The organism is bacterium, assembly GCA_028820935.1.
Lineage (GTDB): Bacteria > Actinomycetota > Acidimicrobiia > Spongiisociales > Spongiisociaceae > Spongiisocius.
On the sequence record JAPPHZ010000029.1, the window covers coordinates 40,679 to 56,215 of the forward strand.

Sequence of the window (15,537 nt, forward strand, 5' to 3'; positions counted from 1 at the left end):
GCACAGTCAATTCCCAAGGATCACGCCGCGTACCGGCGCAACCCATATTTATAGCGCCTGTCGCTCTCCGATCCCAAAGGGTGGCCGATTTCGAGCCGAGAGGGCTCGGAGGAGCCTGTGCACTACGTCTGTCGGTGCCGGAACGGTTGGCCGGATCACTGTAGCAGGCACCCCCGGACCGCGCCCATGCGAGCCGTCCATCGGCGCATCGAACTTCGTTCCTGATGCAGCAGCTACTCGGAGGAGATTGGCAACTGGCCGGCCGGTACCAGGGAGAGGTAGAGGTCGCGCCGGTCGCCCGTTACCGAGCTGGTTACATCTGCGCTCTCGATCAGGTGGGTGTGGTAGGCGTGGTGCGAGTTGACGTAGACAACCCCGATGAAGGGGTATCCGTGCTCCGACTCGAGCAACTGGACCCTCCGGAAAGCTTCCGGGCGATCCCCGGCGGTTGCGGTAGCCAGGTCGGTCAGGGCCGGGATCAGCTCGGGGAGGACATCCTCGGGAGGCGCCTGCCAGCCCGGCCTCGGGAGCACGTAGCGGTAAGGATTGGCGTGCCAGCCGTGGCGGGTGACGGTCAGGTCGTAATCGGCGGTGACAAGCCTGGCGAGCCAGGTGGCTAGCCCGACGGGCGTCGGCTCGACTCTGATCCCGGCCTTGCTCCATGAACCCACCAAGACCTGGAAGAAGTCGTCCGGGTATAGGTCCTGCTCCGGATAGAGCAGTTCGAGGCTGATCCCGCCCTCGTACCCCGCCTCTGCCAGTATCTGCGCTGCCGCCTCGACATCCCGTTGGTATCCGGGTAGCTCGGTAGGGCCTTGACCGTACGCCAGCAAGGGATGGGAGGTGGACCACGGCGACGCCGCGCCCCCGAAGGCGATGTCGGCCAGTCCCTCCCGGTCCAGGGACAGCCATGCGGCCCGCACCACGGCGCCGTCCGCGGTCCTGCCCGTGCGGGCGGCATGGAGCCAGATGGTCCATGCCGGTGTCTCGACCACCTCGAGCAGCGGATCCTCGGCCAGTCCGGCCGCCACCTCGATGGTGTCCGTCCGGATCAGGGCCACCTCTCCAGCCTCGATGGCGGCCACCCGGCCAGGTTCGTCCTCGATGATGCGAACCCGGAGGCGTCCGTAGCCTGGGAGGGCGGACGGGTCCCAGTATTCGGGGTTGGGTTCGAGAACCAGTTCCGAGCCGGGCGTATAGGAGACGAACCGTAACGGCCCGGTCCCGATCGGTGCCGTTCCGTGGCCGGGTGCGGTGTCGGTCAGGATCGACGAGAACCCGGTTCCGGTGGGGTCGGCGACTTCGAACAGGAAGGCGCTCGACGGTTCCCTCAGCTCGAAGACGACCGTGTAGTCGTCGGTCGCGGTCACGCTGTCGAGGTTCCGGGCCCGTTGGCGTACGACCGGACCGCCCCCGGTGAGCGCCCGCGTGACGCTGTAGACCACGTCCTGGGCCGTGAAGTCGGCGCCGTTGTGGAACCGGACGCCCTGCCTCAAGCGGAAGGTGTAGGTCCTGCGGTCCTCGGAGATGCTCCATTCGGTGGCAAGGCGGGGTAGTACCTCGCCCGAGGGGCTGGTCCAGGCCAGGGTCTCGTAGACGGTGGTCAGCACCGGAGCGTCCCGACCGCTGCCGTCGGAGTTGATCGGATCCAGCGTGCGTATGCCGGCCGGTTCCGAGATGACGATCTCGACGATCTCCGGCGCCTCGGGCGGGCCGGGTGTCGTGGTGGTGGTCGTCTCGGCCGGGATCGAGGTGGTGGTGGGCGGGACCGAGGTGGTGGTCGTGGTGGATGTCGACGTGGTGGTGGGCGGGACCGAGGTGGTGGTCGTGGTCGGTTGCGAGGTGGTGGCCGTGGTCGTGGTTGGCTGAGTGGTCGGGGGCTGTGTGGAGGGGGGCGCATCCCGTGCGCTCGTCCCGCAGGCCGCAGCGAAGAGCACAAGGATCGGAAGTATCCACTGGAAGTGACGGTTCGCGCCGGCTCCTACCGGTGACTGAGCCCGTTCATGACTACCCGGACTCGCTTCCCGAGTTGCGGACCGCGCCGGGGTGCGATCAGATGGAGAACTGATGAGTCGCCCCGTCGACCGTCACGGTGTAGTCCCCGGGCTCGAACCCGTTACCGATCGGTACCACCACCTCGAACGGCTCAAGCACCTGGGCGCAGACGGAGCCGGGTTCCGGCGCAACGCTCCAAACCATGATCGTGTAGTCGCTCCCGTCCTCCGTGACCTCGGTGCGGGTCTCGTGGCAAGGTGTGGGATGGTCACCTTCGATCTCCACCGACACCTGCGGGGGGAAGGACTCGAGGATGGCCACCTCCACGTTGCGGATGTAGGCCGGCGGGTCCTCTGCGGCCGGTTCGTCCGCCACGATCGTGGTGGTGGTCTCCTCGACCGGTGCGGGTCGGGTGCCGGCCGTGGTGTCGGTGACGGGATCAGTGGCTGTCGTGATCCCGGTCTGGGTGATCCCGGAGGACGTTTCCTCGTCGGAACCGCAGGCCGCGGACGCCATTGCCAGTACAGCGACGACCGGGAGGACTGCCAGGGAATTCCGGCGGCGCAGGTGGCGGAATTGCATGCCGGGAGATTCTATCCGGCTGGGGGGCTAGGCCAGCCGGAGGAGGATGATGCCGGCCAGGGTGATCAGGTTGATCCGGGTGGAGTCGCGGATGGCGTTCCAACTCTCCGACTGCCAGCTGACGAACCACTCGGCGCCGACCACCTGGATGATGAGGAACCAGACCACCAGCGCCACCATGAAGCCCAGGTAGCCGAACAGTTTGGCCGCTTCCCAGGCGTCGGCAGGCGCCCCTAGGTTGACAGCCAGGAAGTAACTACCGACCAGCGACAGCACGGTGAACGTCATCTCCAATACGAGGATCGTGACGAAGGCGATCCGGTGGAGGATCGGCGACCGGATTGCCCGCCACTGCGTGCCCCTGTCCATGTTGGTGGTGTCCATCGTCATGATGTGCTCGACGAAGGCCAGGTTGGCGCCGGGTGCGGTGATGTTGTTCAGCACCACGATGGCGCCCATCACTCCGGTCCCGAACAGGATCAGCAACGGGATGAGGCGGAATACCGTCTCGACGGTGGTGATGTCGGCGTCGATCACTTGGCTCCTCGGTCGAAGTTCACGGTTACGGGGGAGTGATGGCCCGGTGGTCTGTCTGCGAAACAGCCAGGCGTGTTCTGGCGGTCATCGGCGTCCCGTCGCTGCGTTCCGTTTCCTTGACGTACCGCTGCGGGCACGCCTTCGTCAGCGGGCCTTGCGAGGAACACCGCTGCCGACGCCTTACCACACCGCCATTCCACAGACAGACCACCGTGGTCTGTCTGCGAAACAGCCAGGCGTGTTCTGGCGGTCATCGGTGTCCCGTCGCTGCGTTCCGCTTCCTCAACGTACCGCTGCGGGTACGCCTTCGTCAGCGGGCCTTGCGAGGAACACCGCTGCCGACGCCTTACCACACCGCCATTCCACAGACAGACCACCAGGATAGAGGCCAGTGGGCAGGTGGGTGGTTGGTAACGGCGGACAGGCCGCCTCTCACCATGGAGTCCCTGTTCAGCGAGGGCCGGGTCCGGTAATCGTTATGCCCGGGCCGTCACCTGGACGAGCCGGGGAGATGCCGTGGTGGAGAGGGCTTCCGGGTTTAGGATCGCGCTATCACACCGGTCCCTTCCTCGGTACGGCGGGAGCTGTCGGCGGAGCCAGAGCGTGAGTCGAGTGAACAAGCTACAGATCGCGGTGCTCGTGCTGCTGGGGATGATGGGTACGGCCGCATGCGGCTCATGGGCCGCGTCCGCGGATCGCTCCGGGAACAGCGGGGGAGCACCCGATGTGCGGGTGGAGCCGGCCAGGCCGGCGAGCGGGGAACCTTCCGTCACGAGCACGGATGCTCCGATCGTCGCGACCAGTTCGCCGTCGCCCCCGGCCACCTCGGCGGCCTCCTCCACTTCTCCGGCCGCGGAGGCAACCACCACTTCTTCCACCATCTCTGTTCCGGCCAGCACCACGTCACCATCCACCACCACGTCCCCTTCCACCACACTGTCCACCACCACGACCACCGTCGTCGTGGACACCGCGACGACCACCATCGCATCGAGGCCTCCACGTCCTAGAGAGACGCTGATCATCCACGGAATCGGCGACGTGGCTCTCGATCCCGTCTACATACCGACCTTCCCCTCGGAGGGATATGGCTATGCCTGGTCAGGGCTCGGCGGAATCTTCCAGAGGGATGATCTGACGGTCATCAACATGGAGTGCGCCGTGTCCGACCTCGGCGATCCGGTGCCAAAGGCGTTCAACTTCCGCTGCGACCCCGCGGCGCTTCCCTCCGCGCTGGAGGCCGGCGTGGACGTGGCCAATCTGGCCAACAACCACGCGCTGGACTTCGGGCGTGAGGCGTTGGTCGACTCGGTCGCCAACCTGCGGGCGGCGGGCATCCATCCGGTCGGAGCCGGGTCGGATTACGCGGAGGCCTACACCCCGGCGCTGCTCGAGATCCGCGGCTGGAAGATCGCCGTGCTGGGGTTCGGCGGCGTGCTATCCACGAGGTCATGGCTGGCCACCGAGGACCGGCCAGGCATCGCTAGCGGTGACGACCGGGCCGACATGGTGGCGGCCGTGGAACGAGCCGCTGAGATTGCCGACCTCGTGATCGTCACAATCCACTGGGGCATGCAGCTCGACACCCAACCCCGCCCGGATGACATCGGGCATGCCGAGGCCATGGTGGCGGCGGGAGCCGACATCATCTTTGGCCATCACCAGCACCGGGTGGGACCGCTAGGAGAAATAGACGGTAAGCCGGTGGCCTGGGGACTCGGCCACATCGTCTGGCGCCGCATCAACCCGGTCAGCGCCCAGACCACGGTGGCGAAGGTTGTGGTCCATCCCGACGGGACGATGGGCGCCTGCCTCATGCCCGCCGAGATCGTCCGCCATGGCCACCCGGTTTTCGTCGGGCAAACTCCCGGACACTGCGAACTCCTGTACGGCGGCCGGCCCAGCCCGATGGAGCCCCCCTCGATAATGTTCTAGGAGGGCTGTTCGAAGTTCTTCGGCCGAGGCTTTGGCCATCGCTTGCGTGCTCGTGGCGGGCGATAGTTGAAGTGTCACACCCCCGATATATGTTGACCATCGCCAAGCACCTACACCGGCTGATGCATCTACCGATCGGAACGGCCGGCCCGGAGGGAAGAAACAAGGCTTCGTGGAGCGAACCGCCGAACCCGGCAGCCGGCCGGGCATGGCCGACCACGCTCCGAACCAGGAAAGGTGGTGGTGGGGGAGGGCCCGATGCGGAGCACCGGTCCGGCAGCGCGATTTTCGCGCTCTCCCGGGCTCCGGACACTAGATCCGGCGGGCCATCATCTTCTCGACCACGCCGCCGATCGTAGTGGTGAACACTTTCAGGGAGATGTCGCTCAACTCCTCCGAGCAGTCGGCTTGCGCGAAGGTCAGAGGCTCGGCGAGGCGTGCCCAATGCGGGGCCAGCGCGTTCGGGCCGGTCACGCCTCCCTTGCCGACGTCGGTCGCTACGTAGAGGGTGGTGGTGACAGCCGAGTTGATGATCCTGATCGTGCACATCTCGCACGGTTCGAGCGAGGTAATCAGGGTGTGACCCCTCAGATCCCCTCCATCCGGATGCGCGTCCTCGTACAGGTTCAGCGCCGACATCTCGGCGTGGAGGTCGCTCCTGAACCTCGGCGCCAGCATCCGGTTGCGGTCGCTGACCAGGACCGTTCCGCCGGGGTCGAGGATCAGGCAGCCCACCGCGGCGTTGCCCTCGAGTCCGCCCGTGATGGCTTCCTGGATGGCCTGGCGGGCGATGGCGTCATGCGGTCTCGCTCCGTCAAAGGCCTCAACGCGTTCCCGCAGGTCGAGCAGTTGCTGTTTCGTCTCGGCCGGGATGGTCCCGGCCCCATCAGGATGTAAGCTCATATCGTGCCCAGGTTCTACTGCGCGCTCCCGTTGCTTGTCAACCGGCAATTGCTCGGAGTGAGGAACCGGGCAGCGTCGCTCCGGGCCACCAGCGCGGTCTTGACCCGGGGAGATGGCGAACCGACGGCTTGAAAGGACGGAGTTCGGGCATATGGCGGGACAACCTCTCGATCTGGTGGTAACCAACGGCACGGTTGTGATGGGAGGCGGACGCTACCGGGTGGCGGTCGGCGTCAAGGACGGCAAGGTGGCCATGCTCGCACCCGAGGAGTTGATGCCGGCCGCGGCGCGGACCATCGACGCCCGCGGGAACTACGTGCTCCCCGGCGTGGTGGACTCCGAGGCCCACCCCGGGTGCTACGTGCCGTTCGACTACGACATGACGACGGAGTCGAGGGCCGCTGCTACTGCCGGCATCACCACTTGGGGGATACAGGCGCCGACCACTCGTCTGGGTACGAAGCCTTTCAAGGAAGTAGTGGGTCGGGCCGATGTGGTCTCTTTCAACGAGTCGTTTCCGTCAGGGCGAGATGTGATCAACGAAGTGAGTCATGTCGATGCGTACCTGACCTACATGCTCGAGACCGACGAGCACGCCCGGGAGATCCCCCAGTACGCCGAGGAGCACGGGGTCACCTCCTTCAAGCTCTACCTGCAGACCCGTTCGATGAAGGGCATGTCGGACGAGGACGACACCAACTGGCCGTCCCGGCGGGCCGGTCTGGGCACGGGTATCGACGACGGTACGGTCTACCTGGTGATGGAGGAGGTCGCCCATATCGGCCATCCGGGGATCGTTCACATCCATCCCGAGAACTGGGAGATCGGGCGGATCTTCGAGGACCGCCTCCGGAGTAGCGGCCGCACCGACTTCGGTTCGTGGACCGACCGCTCACCCGATTTCCTCGAGGCGCATCACGTCCGCTCCTACGCCTACCTGGCCATGCAGACCCCCGGCCACGTTCCTCTGTATCTCCAGCACTGCACCACCAAGCTGTCCTTTGAGGAAGTGGCCCGGGCCCGCGCCGAGGGCCTGGAGCTGTACGCGCAGACCGGTCCGCCGTGGTTGTGGGCCGAGCCCGAGTACGGCTGGAGGATCAACGTCCCACTCCGTCGCAGGGACAACATCGAGGCGCTCTGGGTGGCCCTGGCCGAAGGCATCGTGGATGTGGTCGGGTCCGATCACGTGGTGGGATGGGAGCCGTCCTCCCACGAGGAAATGTACAACCCGGTTATCTGGGACTGCCGTACCGGGTTCTCGAGGGTGGAGTTGTTCTTGCCAGTGATGCTGTCGGAAGGGGTCAACAAGGGCCGTATCAGCCTCGAGCGGGCCGTCCAGGTCAGTTGTGAGAACCCCGCCAAGACCTCCGGCCTCTGGGGGACGAAGGGCTCGCTCCTGCCGGGATTCGACGCGGACATGGTGATCATCGACCTGGGTCGGGAGGTGAACGTCGGCAAGGAGCACATCAACACCCGGTCCGGCTGGTCGATCATGGAGGGCCATACCTTCACCGGCTGGCCGATCATGACGATCCTGCGGGGCGAGGTCAGCGCGGAATGGGCGGATGACTCCCCCGGGATGCGCCCCGTCGGGGAACCGCGGGGCCGTTACCTACCTCGCAGGCTGGGGCCCAGCCATCAGGTGCTGGACGCCAACAGCCCTGCCCGGGTGGCGCCCACCCACCGCTGGCTGGCCGACGACTTCGCTCGCCCCGGCTTCGCTCCCGAAACCACCAGGTACACCCGTCCGATAGGAGGGTAGATAGATGGCCATCTGGGACGACGTCCTCACCGAGACCGATCGGACGGTCTTCGCCGCGGCCGGATGGGGCAGGCGGGCCGGATACGGCGAGCGTCCGGCCATCATGGTCATCGACGTCAACTACAACTTCTGCGGGGACCGGGCTGAGCCCATCCTCGAGTCGATCGAGCGGTGGCGCTACTCCTGCGGGCCCGAGGCCTGGGAGCGGGGGATCCCTGCCATCCAGGACATCCTCGACGTGGCCCGCGCCAAGCGCCTCCCGGTCATCTACACCACCAACCCCCGCCGCCCCGACGGCTTCGACCTGGGGATCTGGTCGCTGAAGAGCACCAGGGCGGAGGACGAGGTGGACGTGATGGGACACAAGGGCAACGAGATCGTGGCCGAGGTGGCGCCGCGGCCCGACGACCTGTTCATCGAGAAGCGCAAACCCTCTGCCTTCTTCGGAACGCCGCTGGTGAGCCACCTGACCATGATGAGGGCCGATTCGCTGATCCTCACCGGCACCACCACCAGTGGATGCGTCCGGGCCAGCGCGGTGGATGCCCTCTCGAACGACTTCAAGGTGACGATTCCGCACGAGGCAGTCTTCGATCGCGGCGAGGTGTCACACAAGATCGCCCTTTTCGACCTGCATATGAAGTACGTGGACGTGACCGACCTGGAAGACGTCCTCACCTACCTGAGGGGCCTGCCGGCGGGCCTGTTCGACGACACCTATCCGCCCGCCGGGGCGGCTGCCGGGAGGGAGTTGCTGTGAGCCTGGACTTTTCCATCAGGAAGGTCATCACCCAGGTGGAGGAGGAGCGGATCCGGGAGGGGATCGGAGCAGATCCGCCGCTGCGCAAGGCGGTGGTGGCGGCCGCGATCCACAATCCCTACTCCGGCAGCTACCACGAGGACCTGTCCGAGGCGGCCGAGTTCTCGGTCGGTCTGGGTCGTATCCTCGGGGAGATGGCAATGGATACCCTGGGAGAGCCGGTGGTGTCCTACGGCAAGGGAGGGATCGCCGGCCTCGATGGTTCGCAGGAGCACGCGGTCATGTTCCTTTCCACCGCCTTCGCCAACCCGCTCCGCCAGACCCTGGGCGGGGGAGTGGCCTGGATGTCCTCGGCCACCATCGTGGCGGTGGCCGGAACCCCGATCACCATCCCGCTGGCCCACAAGGACGCCCTCTACGTCCGCGATCACTACGACGCCATCACGCTGTATCCGGGCGACGCGCCCCGGGCGGACGAGGTGCTGGTGGCCGTGGCGGTCGCCAACCGGGGGAGGCCCAACGCCCGGATGGGTGGCCTGGCGCCCGAGGACGTGATCGGCGAGGACGGACTGCGCTAGGAGGTGGTAACACCGCGCCGGACCGCGATCGTCAACATCGGGACCCTGGTCACGGGTGAGTTGGCCGCCCCGGTCACAGATGCGGAGGCGCTGTTCATAGAGGACGGGTCCATCGTCTCGATCGGATCCTCCGAGGGCCTTGAGCATGCCGACCAGGTGATCGACGCCAACGGGGCCACCGTGGGTCCCGGGTTGATCGACTCCCATTGCCACGTTGTCATCGGTGACTTCACCCCTCGGCAGAACGTGGTCGGATTCCTCAGCTCGTACGTGCACGGCGGGATAACGCAGGTCATCTCGCCTGGTGAGATTCATGCACCGGGACGACCGCACGATGCCGACGGCGTGGTCGCCCTGGCCGTGTTCGCCCAACGGTCGTGGAGCAATTACCGGCCCAACGGGATGAAGGTCAACGGCGGGGCGGTGGTGCTCGAGCCGACCCTGCAACCCGAGCACTTCCGTTACCTGGCCGACCAGGGGGTGTGGCTGGCCAAGTTCGGCTTCGGCCGGTACGACGACCCGGCCGACGGACTACCGCAGGTGCGGGCGGCCCAGGAGGTGGGGATCAAGGTGATGTGCCACTCGGGTGGGGCATCGATTCCGGGCTCGAAGCCCATCACCACCGATCACCTGATGCTGCTCCGTCCTGACGTGTGCGGCCACATCAACGGTGGGCCCTCGTCGTTGGACGGAGAGGGACTAATCCGGATCGTGTCCACCACCGATCTGGTGTTGCAGATCGTCCAGGCCGGCAACCTGCGGAGCGCCATCGAGATAGTGGAGTCGGTGCTCGAACACGGGGCGGAGCACCGGGTGATCCTCGGGTCGGACACGCCGACCGGAACCGGTGTCATGCCGCTCGGCGTGCTCAAGACCATGGCCGAGTTGTCCTCTCTCACAGATGCCGATCCTGCCACCGTGTGGGCATGGGCCTCCGGTGTGACGGCGGACGTCTATGGCCTGGATGCGGGGAAAGTGGAGGTGGGCCGGGCGGCCGACCTGGTGATCGCCGACGCGCCTTGGGGATCGTACGGCGGCGACGCCCTCGGCGCCCTGGCCAGGGGTGACATACCGGGCATCAGCGCGGTCCTCATCGACGGCCGGGTCCGCGCCTTGCGGAGCCGCAACACCCCCGCCGCGGCCCGCCAGGTGACCGTCACTCCCGAGATCGGTGAGCTCCCCGGCTCGGCCCACGTCTGAACGCGCCGCCACCTCTCGGGGTGACGATGTACCGCGCCTCCGCAGGTACGGGTCGAGGCACCTGCCTGACGGGTTGATGTTGCCGATCACGCGGGAGGCCCTTGCCCAGACCAACTACTATCGCCGAACAGCCCTGCCAGGTGGTCGGCGGTCGCCAAGGCTCCGACCAGGCTCGTCCTTGTCACTTAGGTGCACTCAGGGCAGGTTCACAACCGCGTCAACAGAGCAGCGGACACCGAGAAGCCGCAAGAGGAGACCGAAAGATGAGCGGAGCAAACGAAGTAATCGTGCCGGCCCGGGAGGGCCGGGGCGTCTACGTGCGCAAGGGTCAGTTGCTGGACATCGTCGATGTCGAAGGCCACCAGGTGGGCGACTTGATCGCTTGGTTCCGTAACGATCCCTCCGAGTACCTGTCTCCGACCCACACGGTGTCGTGCAACGCCTCGATCGAGTTGGTCACCGGATCACAAGTGTTCTCCAACCGCCGCAACCCGGTTTTCACCATCGTTCGGGACGACGTGGAGCGCCACGACATCATCGTGCCGTGCTGTGACCACGAGCGTTTCAAGCGGGACTACGACCTGGACGATCACGACCATTGCCTGGCCAACCTCTACCAGGCGCGCGACCTGCTCGGGGAGGACTTCGGCTTACACGGCGAGATGGCCTGGAACGTGTTCATGCACAACCGGGTGACCGACGACGGGGACGTGGTGACCGATCCCGCCGCCCACGACGCGGGTGCCACTATGACCCTTCTGGCCCACGAGGATCTGGTGGTGCTCCTGTCCGCCTGCCCCCAGGACCTCACCCCGTGCAACGATTTCAACCCCACCTCGATGCTCATGAGGCTTCGGGAGGACTAGACGGCACAACTAGACGGTAAGGAGGACCTGATGACCACAACGATCCGGTACGAACCGGACGCCGCCCGCCTGGCCGAGTCGGCTCGCAAGATACGCTCGCCGTTCGAACTCGACCTGTCGCTCCGGTTCTACTCTCCGCAGGCCAACCTCGACGGCATGCAGCATCCGCAGATAGCCGATTGGCATCGCTACGTCGGCGAGGAGTGGACCCCGCCGCCCACACCGTCCGGCGCGCGACGGGTGGCGCTGCTGATCCCTTGTACCAAATACAAGCCCTACTCGACCAGCCGGGAGCATCGGGCTATCAACCGGGCGCTTCTGGAAGCAGGCTGGCTTCCCGACGGCGCCTCCACCGCACCGGCGGGCATGGCCGGCCACCTCGACGGTGGGGAGAGCCCGGATCTCCTCCACGACGGACCGCTCCGGCGCGGAGACGTGCTCCTGGATCGGTTCGTGCTGTCGGAGCCTATGGCGATCGTGCCCTATTCCCACATCTACTACTGGCGAGACGCCCCCAGTCCCGCCGCTTGCTACGACGATCCCGGTCTGTTCGAGGCGCGGGGGACCTCGGTGTCGCCGGAGCGGCCCGACTGCACGGCAACTCCGCTCGCGAACGGGAAATGGAGGTGGGGTCCGGCGGAGCGCCAGGCGTTCGCCGAGACCCACAACTATCTGGCGGCGATCATCCGCCGATGCCTGGTCAGGCTGTCACCCTCCTATGCGGAGATAGGGGCGTGGGTTTCGCCGGGACTGACGCACCGCAGCTTCCTGGCCGACGAGGCGTTCCGGCGCGTGGAGGGTCTGCCGAGGTCCCGTAAGGGCACCACCGGACCCGTCAAGCTGGTCGGGGTCCTGGAGGGCGCTCCGGGCCTGGTCACGATGATGCCCACCCAGGATCAACTCGAGGACGCCCGCGGTCGCCTGGCGGGCCGGCTGGAGGCGGAAGGTCGTTCAACCACGCCGGCCGCGGTGCGGGCGGTCTATGCGCGCGGGGACGGAAACGACACCCCGCTCGGTCTGCCCGAGGCCCTCACCCATCTCACCGGCTGGCTCGACACGGTATGAGCGAGGACATGGTCGGGCTGCGGAGCGCCGTAGCCTCGACCGCCCGCATGCTGGCTTCCTCCGGGCTGGCCGAGGCCTTCGGGCACGTCTCCGCCCGGACGCCCACCGGGTTCCTGATCACGAGCACCAGCCCGCTGTTCGAGGCCACGGCTGATGATGTGATCCGGGTCGAGTCCGGCGTACCTGTCGGGGGGCCGACCCACGCTGCTCCGCTGGAGATGCCGATGCACGCTGCCATCTACGAAGCCCGGTCCGATGTGGGCGCTGTCTGCCGCGGCCATCCGCCCCACGTTGTGACCTGGGGGGTGTCCGCCGAGCCGCTGCCCCTCCTGCACGGGCTGGGCGGCATGGCGGGCCGGACCGTTCGAACGCACCCGGAAATCGAGTTGGTCAAGACGGCTGAGTCGGGCAAGTCGGTAGCCCGGACGCTGGGGGATGATTCTTGTGTCCTCCTGGCCGCCAACGGGTGCCTGGCGGTGGGCGCCGATCTTCTGGAAGCGGCCACCCGTCTGTGGTACCTGGAGGACCGGGCGCGAGTGGCTGTTCAGGCACGCGGCGCCGGCTTGACCCCGATCACGGTTCGCGAATACACCTGGGCCCGGCGCCTGTCCGACTCCGCACCGGAACTCGTTCGAGCCCGGGAGTGGATGCGCCGGTCCTTCGCGCCCGACCAGGGGTAAGGAGCAACCCATCGTGAGCGATCCCACCGGCAAGCGACTCGACCACCGCCCGGAGATGTCTGCCCGCGAGGCCGACGCCTACCGGAACGACTTCGTCCGCCACCTCTGCCAGACCGTTCCGGGCATCAAGGAAAGCGTGATCGTGGACGCGGCCGGCTGCTCGCTCAAGACCGCCGAGGGCCGCGTGCTGCTCGACATGATCTCGGGCATCGCGGTCTCCAACCTCGGTCATTGCCATCCGGCGGTGGTGAAGGCGGTCCAGGATCAGGTAGCCCGGTTCGCCCACGTTGACGTGTACGGCCGGTTCACCCTTCCCCCGCAGGTGGAGATCGCCCGGCGGCTGGCCTCGGTCACGCCCGGCGATCTGGATGTGGCCTTCCTTACGAGTACCGGCACGGAGGCGACGGAGGGCGCGCTGAAGCTGGCCCGCAAGTACACGGGCCGTCCGGGGTTCGTCGCGTTCCAGCGTTCCTTCCATGGGCGGACGTTCGGCTCCCTCTCCGTGACCTGGCGGGAGGAGTGGCGCAAGCCCTTCGAGCCCCTCCTGGAACCGGTGCGCTTCGCTCCCTTCGACGACCTCGAGGCGGCTGACCGGGTTATAGACGACGCCATCGCCGCGGTCATCGTCGAGCCCATCCAGGGCGAGGGCGGCGTTCGCATCCCTTCGGATGCGTTCCTTCCGGGGCTCCGGGAGCTCTGTACCGAACGGGGTGCGCTGCTGATCTGCGACGAGGTCCAGGGCGGTATGGGGCGCTCCGGCAAGTGGTTCTCATGCCAGCACTGGGGGGTGACACCCGACGTGATCACGGTGGCCAAGGCATTCGGGGGCGGCCTACCCCTGGGCGCGTTCATCTCGACCGCCGAGATCTTCTCCACCTTCCTCGACCCGCCCCTGTCCCACCTGACCACCTTCGGCGGCAACCCGGTCTCCTGCGCCTCCGCCGTGGCAGCCTTCGACGTGATCCGGGGCCAGGGCCTGGTGGAGAGAGCCGCGGAGATGGGCGAATACCTCCGGAGCGGTCTCCGTTCGGTCCGCCGGTCCCATTCCGACACGCTGGCGGACATCCGGGGCATGGGCCTCTGGTGTGCCTTCGACGTCCAGCCTGCCCACCTGGCTCAGCCCCTGGTCGAGGAGATGGCCCGCCGCGGGGTAGTGGTCGGATCGATGCTCAACTCGGCGGGAACGGTTCGGGTGGCCCCACCGCTGGTGGTCGAGCAGGAACACATCGACCGGTTCCTCGGGATCCTGGAAAGCTCCCTGAACGCCCTGGAGGGCTGATGCCGCCTTCCGTTCCTCCCGGCGAGCAGTTGATCGTCCGGGGTGCCTGGGTGCTGACCATGGGACCCGGTGGCGCCCTCGAGGATGGGGCCGTCCATATACAGGATGGCGCGATCACCTCGGTGGGTCCCTACCGGGAGCTGAGAAGGCGGCATCCGGAGGCGACGGTGGTGGGCGACGAGCACAGCATCGTGATTCCGGGTCTGATCAACGCCCACACCCACCTCTCCGAGGCGCTTATTCCCGGTATGGGCTCCGAGCTGACCCTCTACGAATGGGGAGAACGCCTGGTCACGCCCGTCTCGAGGAACCTGACCGCGGAGATGGCGCGGGAAGGGACCATCCTGAAGGCCGCCGAGATGATCCGTTCCGGGATCACCTTCGTCAACGACATGTTCGTCCACTCCAATCCCGGCACCCGGGCTTCGCTGGGCGTGGTCGAGGGCCTCGCGGAGGTCGGTCTTCGCGGAGCGGTCAGCTTCGGCGCCGAGGACGCGCTGGGAGACACCTCCTCGGCTCCCCCGATGACGGTGGAGGAGGTCCTCGAGGAGCACCACGATCTGGCGGATGCCGCTCTGGAGTCCGGCCTGTTGGGCTTCCGCTACGGGATCGGAACCCTGCTCGGGCAGTCCGACGAGCTGCTCGAAGCCGGAGCGGCGGCCTGCCACGAGAACGGCTGGGGGGTTCACACCCATCTCTCCGAGGTACGGGAGGAGGTTGTCCACGCCTCCTTGCGGTGGGGGCGGCGCCCGGTGTCCCAAGCCGGTCATCTGGGCTTCCTGGACGTGCCGCTCCTGGCCGCCCACGCCATCTGGGTGACCCAGGAGGACATCGACATCCTGGCGGGGGCGAGGGCGGGGATAGCCCACAACCCGGTGGCCAACATGATCCTTGGTTCGGGCGTGTGCCCGCTGGCGCGGCTACGAGCCGCGGGCCTCGAGGTGGGGATCGGAACCGACGGGGCGGCTTCCAACGATTCCCAGAACATGCTCGAAGCCGTGAAGATGGCCGCCCTCCTCCAGAAGGTTCACGAACTGGATCCCGTAGTGATCTCCGCCGAGACGGTGCTGGAGATGGCCACCATCGGTGGCGCCAGGGTGCTGGGCGTCGACAGCCGGGTGGGCAGCCTGGAAGCCGGGAAGCGGGCCGACCTGGTACTGCTCCGGGGAACGGTCGAGCTGGCCGCCGTCCACGACCCCTACCAGCAGGTCGTCTACTGCGCCGGTCCGGGCTCCGTCAGCGACGTCTGGGTCGATGGCCGCCGGCTTCTCGCGGAACGATCCCTGACCACCGTAGACGAGCCCGCCCAGATCGCTCGCGGGCGGGCCCTGGCCCGCGCGGTTGCTCGTAAGGCGGGGCTGAGTGGGGTTCACTCGTTCCTACGAGGGTCCTGAG

Annotated in this window: 16 protein-coding genes; 11 read left to right on the forward strand and 5 right to left on the reverse strand. The window is 67.0% G+C overall.

The window, feature by feature from the left end; all coding sequences use genetic code 11:
- Positions 1 to 233: 233 nt before the first annotated feature.
- Positions 234 to 1,610, reverse strand: coding sequence for an ABC transporter substrate-binding protein (locus tag OXM57_06305; GenBank protein MDE0352285.1), 1,377 nt, complete (start codon positions 1,608 to 1,610; stop codon positions 234 to 236).
- 49 nt (positions 1,611 to 1,659) lie between these two features.
- Here OXM57_06305 and OXM57_06310 point away from each other — a divergent pair, with 49 nt between their 5' ends.
- Entirely contained in the window at positions 1,660 to 1,869 is a 210-nt protein-coding gene (locus tag OXM57_06310) for a hypothetical protein (protein MDE0352286.1), read from the forward strand.
- Positions 1,870 to 2,052: 183 nt separating this feature from the next.
- Here OXM57_06310 and OXM57_06315 read toward each other — a convergent pair whose 3' ends face one another.
- The 3 genes from OXM57_06315 to OXM57_06325 all read right to left on the reverse strand — a co-directional run bounded on the left by OXM57_06315 (position 2,053) and on the right by OXM57_06325 (position 4,100).
- Positions 2,053 to 2,577 (reverse strand): hypothetical protein, encoded by a 525-nt coding sequence (locus OXM57_06315; GenBank protein MDE0352287.1) that lies wholly within the window; start codon positions 2,575 to 2,577, stop codon positions 2,053 to 2,055.
- 27 nt (positions 2,578 to 2,604) lie between these two features.
- On the reverse strand, positions 2,605 to 3,114 hold the full coding sequence (locus tag OXM57_06320) for a DUF2165 domain-containing protein (protein MDE0352288.1): 510 nt from the start codon (positions 3,112 to 3,114) through the stop codon (positions 2,605 to 2,607).
- Positions 3,115 to 3,590: 476 nt separating this feature from the next.
- Positions 3,591 to 4,100: a hypothetical protein gene (locus tag OXM57_06325; protein MDE0352289.1), complete on the reverse strand. Its 510-nt coding sequence runs from the start codon at positions 4,098 to 4,100 to the stop codon at positions 3,591 to 3,593.
- On the opposite strand from OXM57_06325, the gene OXM57_06330 reads away from it, so the two are divergent.
- On the forward strand, positions 4,078 to 5,049 hold the full coding sequence (locus OXM57_06330) for a CapA family protein (GenBank protein ID MDE0352290.1): 972 nt from the start codon (positions 4,078 to 4,080) through the stop codon (positions 5,047 to 5,049). The two genes, OXM57_06325 and OXM57_06330, sit on opposite strands and share 23 nt — an antisense overlap.
- Before the next feature lie 312 nt (positions 5,050 to 5,361).
- On the opposite strand, the gene OXM57_06335 is transcribed toward OXM57_06330, so the two are convergent.
- The gene (locus tag OXM57_06335) at positions 5,362 to 5,952 is read right to left on the reverse strand and encodes a nucleoside deaminase (protein ID MDE0352291.1); all 591 of its coding nucleotides are present in this window, start codon (positions 5,950 to 5,952) and stop codon (positions 5,362 to 5,364) included.
- Between the two features lie 151 nt (positions 5,953 to 6,103).
- Between OXM57_06335 and OXM57_06340 the strand changes: the two genes are divergently transcribed.
- The 9 genes from OXM57_06340 (at position 6,104) to OXM57_06380 (ending at position 15,536) form a co-directional block, all read left to right on the forward strand.
- Entirely contained in the window at positions 6,104 to 7,714 is a 1,611-nt protein-coding gene (locus OXM57_06340; protein ID MDE0352292.1) for an amidohydrolase family protein, read from the forward strand.
- Between the two features lie 4 nt (positions 7,715 to 7,718).
- Positions 7,719 to 8,474 (forward strand): isochorismatase family protein, encoded by a 756-nt coding sequence (locus tag OXM57_06345; GenBank protein ID MDE0352293.1) that lies wholly within the window; start codon positions 7,719 to 7,721, stop codon positions 8,472 to 8,474.
- Entirely contained in the window at positions 8,471 to 9,052 is a 582-nt protein-coding gene (locus OXM57_06350; protein MDE0352294.1) for an amino acid synthesis family protein, read from the forward strand. The genes OXM57_06345 and OXM57_06350 overlap by 4 nt, the downstream gene beginning before the upstream one ends.
- Before the next feature lie 3 nt (positions 9,053 to 9,055).
- The gene (locus OXM57_06355; protein ID MDE0352295.1) at positions 9,056 to 10,252 is read left to right on the forward strand and encodes an amidohydrolase family protein; all 1,197 of its coding nucleotides are present in this window, start codon (positions 9,056 to 9,058) and stop codon (positions 10,250 to 10,252) included.
- Positions 10,253 to 10,515: 263 nt separating this feature from the next.
- A complete protein-coding gene (locus OXM57_06360) occupies positions 10,516 to 11,118 on the forward strand; it encodes an urea carboxylase-associated family protein (protein ID MDE0352296.1) in 603 nt (200 codons plus the stop codon).
- Between the two features lie 30 nt (positions 11,119 to 11,148).
- Positions 11,149 to 12,183, forward strand: coding sequence for a hypothetical protein (locus OXM57_06365; protein MDE0352297.1), 1,035 nt, complete (start codon positions 11,149 to 11,151; stop codon positions 12,181 to 12,183).
- Positions 12,184 to 12,191: 8 nt separating this feature from the next.
- Positions 12,192 to 12,863 carry a class II aldolase/adducin family protein gene (locus OXM57_06370; GenBank protein MDE0352298.1) on the forward strand — a complete coding sequence of 224 codons (672 nt, stop codon included), beginning with the start codon at positions 12,192 to 12,194 and terminating at the stop codon, positions 12,861 to 12,863.
- 13 nt (positions 12,864 to 12,876) lie between these two features.
- Positions 12,877 to 14,142 carry an aspartate aminotransferase family protein gene (locus OXM57_06375; GenBank protein ID MDE0352299.1) on the forward strand — a complete coding sequence of 422 codons (1,266 nt, stop codon included), beginning with the start codon at positions 12,877 to 12,879 and terminating at the stop codon, positions 14,140 to 14,142.
- Positions 14,142 to 15,536: an amidohydrolase gene (locus tag OXM57_06380; GenBank protein MDE0352300.1), complete on the forward strand. Its 1,395-nt coding sequence runs from the start codon at positions 14,142 to 14,144 to the stop codon at positions 15,534 to 15,536. Before OXM57_06375 ends, OXM57_06380 begins: the two co-directional genes overlap by 1 nt.
- Position 15,537 lies beyond the last annotated feature (1 nt).

Bases quoted from the DNA above. Each gene is read 5' to 3' on its own strand.
- OXM57_06325 (MDE0352289.1), bottom strand. From the start codon at position 4,100: ATGGTGGTCGTCGCGGTGTCCACGACGACGGTGGTCGTGGTGGTGGAC.
- OXM57_06360 (MDE0352296.1), top strand. From the start codon at position 10,516: ATGAGCGGAGCAAACGAAGTAATCGTGCCGGCCCGGGAGGGCCGGGGC.
- OXM57_06345 (MDE0352293.1), top strand. From the start codon at position 7,719: ATGGCCATCTGGGACGACGTCCTCACCGAGACCGATCGGACGGTCTTC.
- OXM57_06315 (MDE0352287.1), bottom strand. From the start codon at position 2,577: ATGCAATTCCGCCACCTGCGCCGCCGGAATTCCCTGGCAGTCCTCCCG.
- OXM57_06370 (MDE0352298.1), top strand. From the start codon at position 12,192: ATGGTCGGGCTGCGGAGCGCCGTAGCCTCGACCGCCCGCATGCTGGCT.
- OXM57_06340 (MDE0352292.1), top strand. From the start codon at position 6,104: ATGGCGGGACAACCTCTCGATCTGGTGGTAACCAACGGCACGGTTGTG.
- OXM57_06310 (MDE0352286.1), top strand. From the start codon at position 1,660: ATGCCGGCCGGTTCCGAGATGACGATCTCGACGATCTCCGGCGCCTCG.
- OXM57_06365 (MDE0352297.1), top strand. From the start codon at position 11,149: ATGACCACAACGATCCGGTACGAACCGGACGCCGCCCGCCTGGCCGAG.
- OXM57_06380 (MDE0352300.1), top strand. From the start codon at position 14,142: ATGCCGCCTTCCGTTCCTCCCGGCGAGCAGTTGATCGTCCGGGGTGCC.
- OXM57_06335 (MDE0352291.1), bottom strand. From the start codon at position 5,952: ATGAGCTTACATCCTGATGGGGCCGGGACCATCCCGGCCGAGACGAAA.